We start from the raw sequence: 8,288 nt of genomic DNA, 5'->3' as shown, positions 1-8,288 counted from the left end.
TCGTCGATCACGTCGACGACGGTCAGACAGACACCGTTGACCGCGATCGAATCTCCGTGTCCGGCATCGGAGGTGACCACTTTCCCGCGGATCGTCAGCCGCGCCGCGTCGGCGGATTGTTCGCGGGCGACGATTTCGCCCAGTTCCTCGACGATGCCCGTGAACATGTCTTCTCCCGTTCGCGTCGGTGTTCCGCATACGGAACGGCGGGAGTGGTACCGAGTATTCCCAGTTCGCCGTCCACGACCAGACTAGTTCCCACCCTCCGGCCCGGCCATGACACGGACCACCCTGCGGGAGCCCTGGTCGCGCGGCCGCGGCGCCGCGGGAGGCGATCCGGAAATTTTCCGATCGAGAGATGGTGGTCACATTCGGACCGCATTCGGCCATACCACTTCCGACGGGCTGCGATCCGGTCCGGACCGGATTCACCCGACTCCTCTTTGCCCCACCGATACCGCATCGAAACCCGAAATGTTTCTCGATTTGCACGCTCACAGGGGCTGACGCAATATTGTGAGGTGACCGGTTCACCCACCTCGACCACCCCGCGGTGCGGCCCGGCGCAGTATTCGTACGAGGACGGCCACCGCCGCGGAACACCGTGCGCCACAAGCCATCACGACAACTGGATCCGCCCACAACAGCGCGGGCCGGGGAGACCCCGCACCGCCGCGGCGATCCAGCGTCTCTCGGCCCGGCGACGGTGCTGTCCGGGCACCGGATCCCCGCGGTGACCACACCCGTCGGATCCGTGCGACATCCGCCCCCCGGTGGATGCCCGCGCCCCGGCCGGGCACGCCACCACTCGAGGAAGCCGAACCGCTATGACCACTTTCACCGAATCCGCCCTGGAGCGGCACTGCCGGCGGTACCGGGAGAAGGATCTGCTGCCCGCGGTGGTCGATGCCGCCTCCCGACGGATCCTGTTGCACGTGGGCGCCACCTACGGCGCCGTCACCATGCCGACCGAACTCGGTGAACAGGTGTTGTCACGACTACGGGCGGCGGGGATCGCCGGACCCGTCTTCGCCCATCCCCGGGCCCGGCGCTGGACCTTCCTCACCGGTCCCACCCGGCACGAGGAATTCACCGCTACCGCGGCCGCCGAACTCTTCCGGCTCTACACCACCGTCGCCGGTACCGGCAGCCAGATCGTGCTGCCCTCGCCCGAGGACGAGGCCAGCGGCTACCGACTGTGGGTCGCTGGCCCCGATGTGCTGGGGACCCGGCCGCCCCAGCACGCGGTGGTCGACGGCGCCCGCGAGTGCTCTGCCGGTACCCGCTGAGCCCGGGCGGATCGTAGCCGCGGGGACCGCGACGAGGCCCCCGCTGTCCCGCTTTTCGCACCGTCCGACGGCACCGCCTCGGCGCACCCGATCATGCCGGAGGTGGCCCGGTCTCTCGTCGGTTCGGATCGGGCAACACTGCCCGGGCCGCCTCCTGCCAGTACCGGGCTTCGATCGGGTCGCCGCGCTGCTCGAGGAGCATTCCCAATACGCTCATACCCTCCGCTCGGCCGGCTTCGGCGGAGGCGCGGCACACCCGCTCGGCTTCGTCCCACCGGTCTCGCAGGATGAGCAGCTTCACCAAGGCGATCACGCCGATATGGGCACCGGCCCTGACTCCTCGCCGATACCAGTCCTCGGCTTCCGCGAGGTCACCGGCCGCCTCCCGGATCTTGCCGATTTCAACCATGGCAAGTCCATTACCCTCGCGGGCCGCCGACCGGAACCACCGCTCGGCCGCAGCCGTATCGCCTGCCTCCATGAGCTCGTTCCCGAGCCGGACCATCCCATCGGTGCTGCCCGCCGCCGCGGCTTCACCGAACCACCGGATCCCCGCCGCCCGCTCGTTTCGCGCCAGGTGCCGGATACCGAGATTTGTCATCGCGTCGGGTTCACCGGCCGCGGCCGCCTTCCGCAGCCATGCGTCGGCCTCGATCGTCGCCCCCTGTTCGGCGGCCATCATGCCCAAGCAGGTCCAACCGGCCGCGTCACCCGCGTCCACCGCTCGCCGGTACCACGACACGGCCTGGCCCGGCTCCCCGCGGCGCTCGAGCAGGCCACCCATCCTGATCATGGAACGCGTCCGGCCCGCATCGACCGCCGCGCGGTACCAGCGCTCGGCCGCGCCGGTGTCGCCACGCCTCTCCAGCACCTCGCCCAGGAGTTCGGCCGCCCGCGGTTGTCCTGCCTCGGCCGCCTTTCGATACCACGATTCGGCTTCGTCGAAGGCACCCCGGTTGTGGAGGAATGTCCCGAGGAGGGTCATCCCGTCGGGCAGTCCCGTGCCGGCCGCTTCGCGGTACCAGCGTTCGGCCCGCGTATCGTTTTCACGTTCCTGGTGGTGTGCGCCCAGCAGGAGCATCACATCGGTATTGCCGGCCGATATCGCTCGCCGGTAGAGCTGTCCGGCCGCCTCCGGGTGACCTTCCGCTTCGAGCCGGCTTCCCAGCCCGTACACCTGGGCCGGATCGGCGAGGTCGACCGGTTCGTTCCCGGCACCGGCCGCGCGCCAGGATGCGTTGCGTACCAAGGGCAGCCGGCCGATGGTATCGCTGCCGCTCATCCTCGGTTCCGGGAGACCGGCACTGCGCAACCGGTACAGCAGCTGCTCGTGCAGCGTGGTGATATCGACCAGCTCCGGGCCGTCTGCCACGCCACACCTCAGGACATCGACGAGTTGACCGGTGTACGCGGTGAAAACCTCGCCCGCCGGTGCTTTCGCCATCTCGTTGCTCTTCGTGGCGGTCAGCACACAGGTGCCCCGGATATCGAGTTGCCCGGCCACCTGCGCGGCACTCCCGGCCATGGTCCCGTGGGCCTGCCCGCTGAAACAGCAGTCGAGCACCACGACCTTGTTGCGCGCACTGGAGTGCAGCATGGCCCGTCGCAGATCGTCGTAGGCGAGCGAGGTGAAATGCGGCTTGCCTTCCAACGCGTGTGAGGTGGCCAGATAGAGGCGGCCGTCGAAGTAGGAGTCGATGAGTCCGTGCCCCGCGAAGTAGACCAGGAACATATCGGTCGCTCGGCCGGCGACGTCTTCGACTCGCAGCGCCAACTCCTGGGCGTTCACCGGGTCCCGGATGACCACGCAGTGGTCGTCGGGGAGGCCGGCGAGCAGCGCGGCCATGCGGGCGACGTTGCGGTTGTCCTCGCCGGCCTGGTTGGCGGCACCCCAGTAGACGTCGTCGATCCGGGCGGGGTCGAGGCCGGGCACGTCGGCCAGGGCGCGGACGACGGTCGCGGCGAGGTCGTCGGGCCGTACCGAGGAAAGTGATCCCCGCAGCTTGCCGATGGGGGTGCGGCGGGCGGCCGCGAAGTGGACGGGACGCACGAGAGAACTCCTCACACCGCTTAATTAGCACTGCTAGTTTCGGACTATAGACCTTCGGTCCGCCCCTGTGAAGATTCCGGAGGCAGAGGTGTCCTCGGAGGGCGTTGTCGCAGGCCGGAACAACCGGCCTGCGTGGTTCCGCATCGGGGTTTGCCCCAGAGGGCCCGGGGCACCCGCGCGTTCATGGAGTGGTTGCGGAGCGCCGCCTGTGTGGACGAGGACCCCGAACTGTTCTTCCCCGTGGGCACGACAGGCCCGGCCCTGCGGGATGTCGACGCCGCGAAGCGGATCTGTGCGCGCTGCCCGGTGACCGACCAGTGCTTGAGCTTCGCGCTGAGCAGCGGCCAGGCAGCGGGCGTGTGGGGCGGGACCTGCGAGGAGGAGCGCGACGCACTGCTCCGGACCACGAGGAACGACGCGAGGAGGAGAAGCGCCCTATGACGGCTGTGCGGAGCACATTGCCCGACGAGGCCCGCCGGGTCTCGTGCGAGGCACTCCAGGACACCCTGGTGGACCTGCTCGGACTCTCGCTGATCGGGAAGCAGGCGCACTGGAACATCGTCGGACCGCGGTTCCGGTCGATCCACCTCCAGCTCGACGAGGTGGTCTCGGCCGCGCGGGACTTCGCCGACACGGTGGCGGAGCGGTCCGCGGCGCTCGGCGTCCCGCCGGACGGCCGGCCCGAGACGATCGCCAAGACCTTCACGCTGCCCGCCCCCAAGGAGGGCTGGGTGCGCGACGCGGACGCCGTGCAGGTGATGGTGGAGTCCCTCCAGGACGCCATCGGCCGGTTGCGCGAGCGCATCGACGCGACCGAGAAGGCCGACCTGGTCACGCAGGATCTGCTGATCAGCATCACCGCCGAGCTGGAGAAGCAGCGGTGGATGTTCGACGCCGAGAACTTCCCCCGCGAGGGCTGACCGGCGCGCGCACGTACGGAGCGCGCGCACGTACGTACGGAAGGGGCATGTGATGACCGACGCCCTCGAACTCGACGCGCTGTGGGAGGACTTCCACCGCGTGGTGAACATGACCTCGCAGGAGCTCGCGGCCTGGTTGCGGATGCGTGACGCCGACGAGGACGCGGAGCCGCTGCCCGAGCAGGCCGGGACCGAGACCGGGCAGCACGTCCTGGCGATCCTCCAGAAGCGGCGCACCGACCTCACCGAGGACGACCTGCGCGTGATGCGGAACGTCGTGGACAGGGTCACCTCGCAGGTGGACCTGGAGAACGAGCCGATGCCCGAGGTGACGGCCGAGGACACGCGCCGCCGGCGCCGGCTGATGACGGTCGGCCACGATCCGCTCAAGGGGTAGATCGTGGACCGGCAGGAGCGCGTCGTGCGCGAACTGCGCTCCGCGCACGGCCGGACGTACGCGGACGAGGCGGGGATCCGACTGAAGGACACCCCGCAGCCGCTGTACCGGCTGCTCGTGCTGGCCCATCTGCTCAGCGCCCGCATCCGCGGTTCGATCGCGCTGGCCACCGCCCGTGCCCTGCACGAGGCGGGGCTGCGCGACCCGCGCCGCATGGCGCGGGCCGACTGGCAGGAGCGGGTGGACGCGCTCGGCCGGGGCGGCTACCGGCGCTACGACGAGCGTACGGCGACCCAGCTCGGCGAGGCCGCCGAGCTGTTGACCGAGCGGTGGGGCGGGGATCTGCGGCGGCTGCGCCGCGAGGCGGACGGCAAGGTGTCCGAACTGCGCCATATGCTGCAGGAGTTCCCCGGGGTGGGCCCGGCCGGAGCCGACATCTTCCTGCGCGAGGTGCAGGCCGTGTGGCCGGAGGCCGCCCCCTACCTCGACGCCAAGGCCCTTCAGGGGGCCGAGCGGCTGAAGCTGCCGAAGGATCCGGACCGCCTCACCGAACTGGCCGGTCGGACCGGCCCGGCTGTTCTCGCCGCGGCGCTGGTGCGGGCGGCGGTGGACAAGGACGTGGCCGACGACACGCTGCGGCGGGCCGGGTGAGCCGGCCCGCTCTCAGCCGAGCAACCACCCTCCGTCCACTGTCAGTTCGACGGCGTTGACCGACCGGTTGCGCAGCAGGAAGTCCACCGCGTCCACCACGTCCGCCATGGAGGCCAGCCGTCCGGTGGGCGTCTCGGTGCGCAGCACGTCGAGGACCTTCTCCGGTTTGGCCTGCCAGTACGGGCTGTCGCCGACGACGCCGGGGTGCACCGCGTTGACCCGGACGGGTGCGAGTTCGACGGCGAGGGAGTTCATCAGGCCCCGCACGCCCGCGTTGACCGTCGCCACCGTCGTCGCCCCCGGGTAGGGGCGTTCCTTGGCCTGTCCGCCGAAGAGCACGATGGCGCTGTCGTCGTGCAGCCGGGCCCGCAGCGTGTGCACGACCTCGGTGTAGCCGACGAGCTTGAGGGTGACCAGCCGCAGCGCGGCGTCGATGTCGTACTCGCTGACCTTGTTGTCGTCCCGGGAGACACCCGCGACCACCAGATGGTCGACGCGTCCCACACCGGCCAGCGCCGCCGCGATCTCCAGCGGCCGCGCCAGGTCCAGGGCGATGCCCCGGGCGCCGAACTCCTTGGCGATCAGGTCGGCGCGGTGGGCGTCGCGGCCGGTCAGGACGACTTCGTCGCCGCACTCGGCGCGGGCCCGGGCGAACGCCAGGCCGATGCCCGACGTGCCGCCGACGACAAGGACGCTGCTCATGAGCCCTCCTCAAGCACGTGGCGCAGATAGTCCCAGTCCCTGGTGAACCGGTACGAGTGCCGCGACGGTGGCTGCGGCGCCTGGGTCTCCAGCCACCGCAGGGGCCCCTGCCCGGCATTGACGAACCCATGCACACACCCGGCGCCCGCCCACGCGAGGTCCCCGGGCTCCAGCCGGTACCGCTCGCCGTCGAGGGTGGTCTCGGCGACGCCCTCCAGGATCAGATACGTCTCCTCGAAGGGATGGTCGTGGGTGCCGATGACGCCGTCGGACGCGTACTGCACCATGAACATCGTCGAGCCGACCGCGCCCAGGTCGCTGTCGACCATCATCTTCACGGTGATGCCGCTGTAGACCAGCAGCGCGGTGCGCATGCTCGCCGTGACGGCGAGCAGGTCCTGGGACTGCTTGCCGGGGTCCATCTGGGCGGGCTCGAAGTGCCCGAAGGAGCGGGTGCGCGGGTCGCGGACGTCGACCCGGACGGGGTCGCGCACGGGCAGGTCCGGCACGGTCTGGGTGTCGTACCCGTAGCGGGCCCGCGGCACCGGGGCGAGCATGTCCGCCCAGCGGCCGGCGGTGTCCCCGGCGCCTCGCCAGGCGTGCGGGACGCCGATCGGCAGCAGGCCGTAGTCGCCCTCCTCCAGCAGGTACGAGCCCTCGGGCACGTCGAGGACCACGGCCCCGTCGAGGACGTGGAAGCTCTCCTCGTACGAGTGCACATGGGCCGGCACACGGCCGTCGGGGCGCAGTTCGCACAGTCCGAACCCGGTGTGCACACTGCCGTCGTCCTCGCCGACCAGTGTCCGCCGCCGGTGGCCCAGGGCGTCGTACGGCGGCTCGGGCAACTCGGCCGCACGGCGCACCAGATGACGCGTCATGCCGGGGCCTTCTCCCCCTTCGACTGCTTGATCTCCTTCGCCGCGAGGAGCCGGTCGCGGGCCTCGGAGACGAGTCGCAGGGCGCGCCCGGTGTCGGCGACCAGCCTGCCGTCGCGCTTGCGGATCACACCGTCGACGAGGACGGTGTCCACGTTGGACACGTCCGCGCACAGCGTCACCGCGGCCGCCGCGTCGTGCACGGGCGCGACGTTCAGCGCGGTGGCGTCGATCGCGACGATGTCGGCGCGCTTTCCGGGGGTCAGGGAGCCGGTGCGGTCCTCCAGGCCCGCGACATGGGCGCCGTTGACGGTGGCGATCTCCAGCATCTGACGTGCTGTCAGCATGTTGCTGGGGACGGGCAGGTTGGCCTGCCAGCAGTCGGCGTTGACGCGGGCGCGTTCGGCGCCGAAGGCCGCGCGGATCTGGGTGAACATGTCGCCGGGCACGGTGGTGACGACGTCGATGCTGAGCGACGGCCGCAGCCCGTGTTCGATCGCCTGCATCACGGGCGGCCAGCCGTGGCCCATCTGGAGCTCCACCTGCGGCGCGACGGACACCGTGCCCCCGCTGTCGGCGACCATCCGCCACTCCTCCTCACTGAGGTAGCAGCAGTGGACGTAGGTGGTGTCCGGGCCGAGGAGCCCCATGCCGTGGAGCTGCTTGACCATGCCGAAGCGGCCGGCCAGCCGCCCCATGGCCACGTGCACGGTGATCGGGATGCCGAGTTCGCGGGCGAGGGCCCACTCGGCGGCGACGACGTCGCCCACGCAGAAGCCGGGTCCGCGGGTGGCGAGGCCCATGGTCAGCAGGCCGTCGTCGGACGCGAAGTACGTCGTGCGGATCCGCCGGACGTCCTCGGCCGGTATCGCGATCCTGCTCTCGAACCAGTAGTCGGCGAGGGAGGTGTTGGCGCTGCCGTACGCGTACTGCGCCCGGATGCCGGACTCCTTCAGGCCCTGGATCGCCGCGTCCGGGTGGTCCGGGGTGTTGTTGATGTGCGACCAGTCGACGAGCGTGGTGATACCGGCGTCGAGGCATTCCAGCGCGCCCGCGAGGTTGGCCGCGTAGACGTCCTGAGGGGTGTACAGGGGTGCGAAGGTGTCGAGGATGTCGACGAAGTAGTCGTCGAGGGTGGCGTCGGGTGCGACCCCGCGGATCGGCGCCTCCCAGGTGTGGCGGTGGGTGTCGACGAAGCCGGGGATCACGATGTGGCCGGTCATGTCGAGAACCTCGGCGTCGGCGCTGATCTCGGGCTCGACGGCCGCGATCCTGTCGTCCTCGACGAGGACGTCCCCCTGGGGCAGATCCCCGATGGCGGGGTCCATCGAGATCACGTGACCGGAGCGCAGCAGAGTTCTTGTGGTCATCGCGCTTCCTCCAGGGGTGTCGGTGCGGGGGTCG

At 70.5% G+C, this 8,288-nt stretch carries 9 protein-coding genes and 1 pseudogene; 5 read left to right on the top strand and 5 right to left on the bottom strand.

What is annotated here, in order from left to right; all coding sequences use genetic code 11:
• Nucleotides 1–167, bottom strand: a pseudogene (locus CCL05_RS31220) (riboflavin synthase); the annotation flags it as partial.
• Nucleotides 168–827: 660 nt separating this feature from the next.
• Here CCL05_RS31220 and CCL05_RS31215 point away from each other — a divergent pair.
• Complete coding sequence (locus CCL05_RS31215; RefSeq protein ID WP_030521459.1) at nt 828–1,289, top strand: hypothetical protein; 462 nt, start codon at nt 828–830, stop codon at nt 1,287–1,289.
• Nucleotides 1,290–1,380: 91 nt separating this feature from the next.
• Here CCL05_RS31215 and CCL05_RS31210 read toward each other — a convergent pair whose 3' ends face one another.
• Complete coding sequence (locus CCL05_RS31210) at nt 1,381–3,339, bottom strand: caspase, EACC1-associated type (protein ID WP_158102511.1); 1,959 nt, start codon at nt 3,337–3,339, stop codon at nt 1,381–1,383.
• Between the two features lie 183 nt (nt 3,340–3,522).
• Between CCL05_RS31210 and CCL05_RS31205 the strand changes: the two genes are divergently transcribed.
• Genes CCL05_RS31205 through CCL05_RS31190 form a run of 4 tightly spaced genes read left to right on the top strand, consistent with a single transcriptional unit; the run spans nt 3,523 to nt 5,307 of the window.
• Nucleotides 3,523–3,780, top strand: a complete 258-nt coding sequence (locus tag CCL05_RS31205) for a WhiB family transcriptional regulator (RefSeq protein WP_020269817.1) — start codon at nt 3,523–3,525, stop codon at nt 3,778–3,780.
• Nucleotides 3,777–4,259 (top strand): Dps family protein, encoded by a 483-nt coding sequence (locus CCL05_RS31200; RefSeq protein WP_086564041.1) that lies wholly within the window; start codon nt 3,777–3,779, stop codon nt 4,257–4,259. The genes CCL05_RS31205 and CCL05_RS31200 overlap by 4 nt, the downstream gene beginning before the upstream one ends.
• Before the next feature lie 52 nt (nt 4,260–4,311).
• Nucleotides 4,312–4,656 carry a DUF3140 domain-containing protein gene (locus CCL05_RS31195; RefSeq protein ID WP_037666875.1) on the top strand — a complete coding sequence of 115 codons (345 nt, stop codon included), beginning with the start codon at nt 4,312–4,314 and terminating at the stop codon, nt 4,654–4,656.
• 3 nt (nt 4,657–4,659) lie between these two features.
• Nucleotides 4,660–5,307, top strand: coding sequence for an HhH-GDP family DNA glycosylase (locus tag CCL05_RS31190; RefSeq protein ID WP_208641658.1), 648 nt, complete (start codon nt 4,660–4,662; stop codon nt 5,305–5,307).
• A 12-nt stretch (nt 5,308–5,319) separates the two neighbouring features.
• Here CCL05_RS31190 and CCL05_RS31185 read toward each other — a convergent pair whose 3' ends face one another.
• Genes CCL05_RS31185 through CCL05_RS31175 form a run of 3 tightly spaced genes read right to left on the bottom strand, consistent with a single transcriptional unit; the run spans nt 5,320 to nt 8,254 of the window.
• Complete coding sequence (locus tag CCL05_RS31185) at nt 5,320–6,009, bottom strand: SDR family oxidoreductase (protein ID WP_086564039.1); 690 nt, start codon at nt 6,007–6,009, stop codon at nt 5,320–5,322.
• The gene (locus CCL05_RS31180; RefSeq protein ID WP_086564038.1) at nt 6,006–6,887 is read right to left on the bottom strand and encodes a cupin domain-containing protein; all 882 of its coding nucleotides are present in this window, start codon (nt 6,885–6,887) and stop codon (nt 6,006–6,008) included. The genes CCL05_RS31185 and CCL05_RS31180 overlap by 4 nt, the downstream gene beginning before the upstream one ends.
• On the bottom strand, nt 6,884–8,254 hold the full coding sequence (locus tag CCL05_RS31175; protein ID WP_086564037.1) for an amidohydrolase family protein: 1,371 nt from the start codon (nt 8,252–8,254) through the stop codon (nt 6,884–6,886). The genes CCL05_RS31180 and CCL05_RS31175 overlap by 4 nt, the downstream gene beginning before the upstream one ends.
• Nucleotides 8,255–8,288: the final 34 nt, after the last annotated feature.

The sequence above is a fragment of the Streptomyces africanus genome (genome assembly GCF_002150735.1).
Taxonomy (GTDB): Bacteria; Actinomycetota; Actinomycetes; order Streptomycetales; family Streptomycetaceae; genus Streptomyces; species Streptomyces africanus.
The sequence above is the reverse complement of the archived record's forward strand: the minus strand, read 5'-3'. Positions and strand labels throughout refer to the sequence as shown.

Excerpts from the sequence above, each read along its gene's own strand:
- CCL05_RS31175 (WP_086564037.1), bottom strand. The coding sequence starts at position 8,254 with ATGACCACAAGAACTCTGCTGCGCTCCGGTCACGTGATCTCGATGGAC.
- CCL05_RS31215 (WP_030521459.1), top strand. The coding sequence starts at position 828 with ATGACCACTTTCACCGAATCCGCCCTGGAGCGGCACTGCCGGCGGTAC.
- CCL05_RS31180 (WP_086564038.1), bottom strand. The coding sequence starts at position 6,887 with ATGACGCGTCATCTGGTGCGCCGTGCGGCCGAGTTGCCCGAGCCGCCG.
- CCL05_RS31205 (WP_020269817.1), top strand. The coding sequence starts at position 3,523 with ATGGAGTGGTTGCGGAGCGCCGCCTGTGTGGACGAGGACCCCGAACTG.
- CCL05_RS31185 (WP_086564039.1), bottom strand. The coding sequence starts at position 6,009 with ATGAGCAGCGTCCTTGTCGTCGGCGGCACGTCGGGCATCGGCCTGGCG.
- CCL05_RS31200 (WP_086564041.1), top strand. The coding sequence starts at position 3,777 with ATGACGGCTGTGCGGAGCACATTGCCCGACGAGGCCCGCCGGGTCTCG.
- CCL05_RS31195 (WP_037666875.1), top strand. The coding sequence starts at position 4,312 with ATGACCGACGCCCTCGAACTCGACGCGCTGTGGGAGGACTTCCACCGC.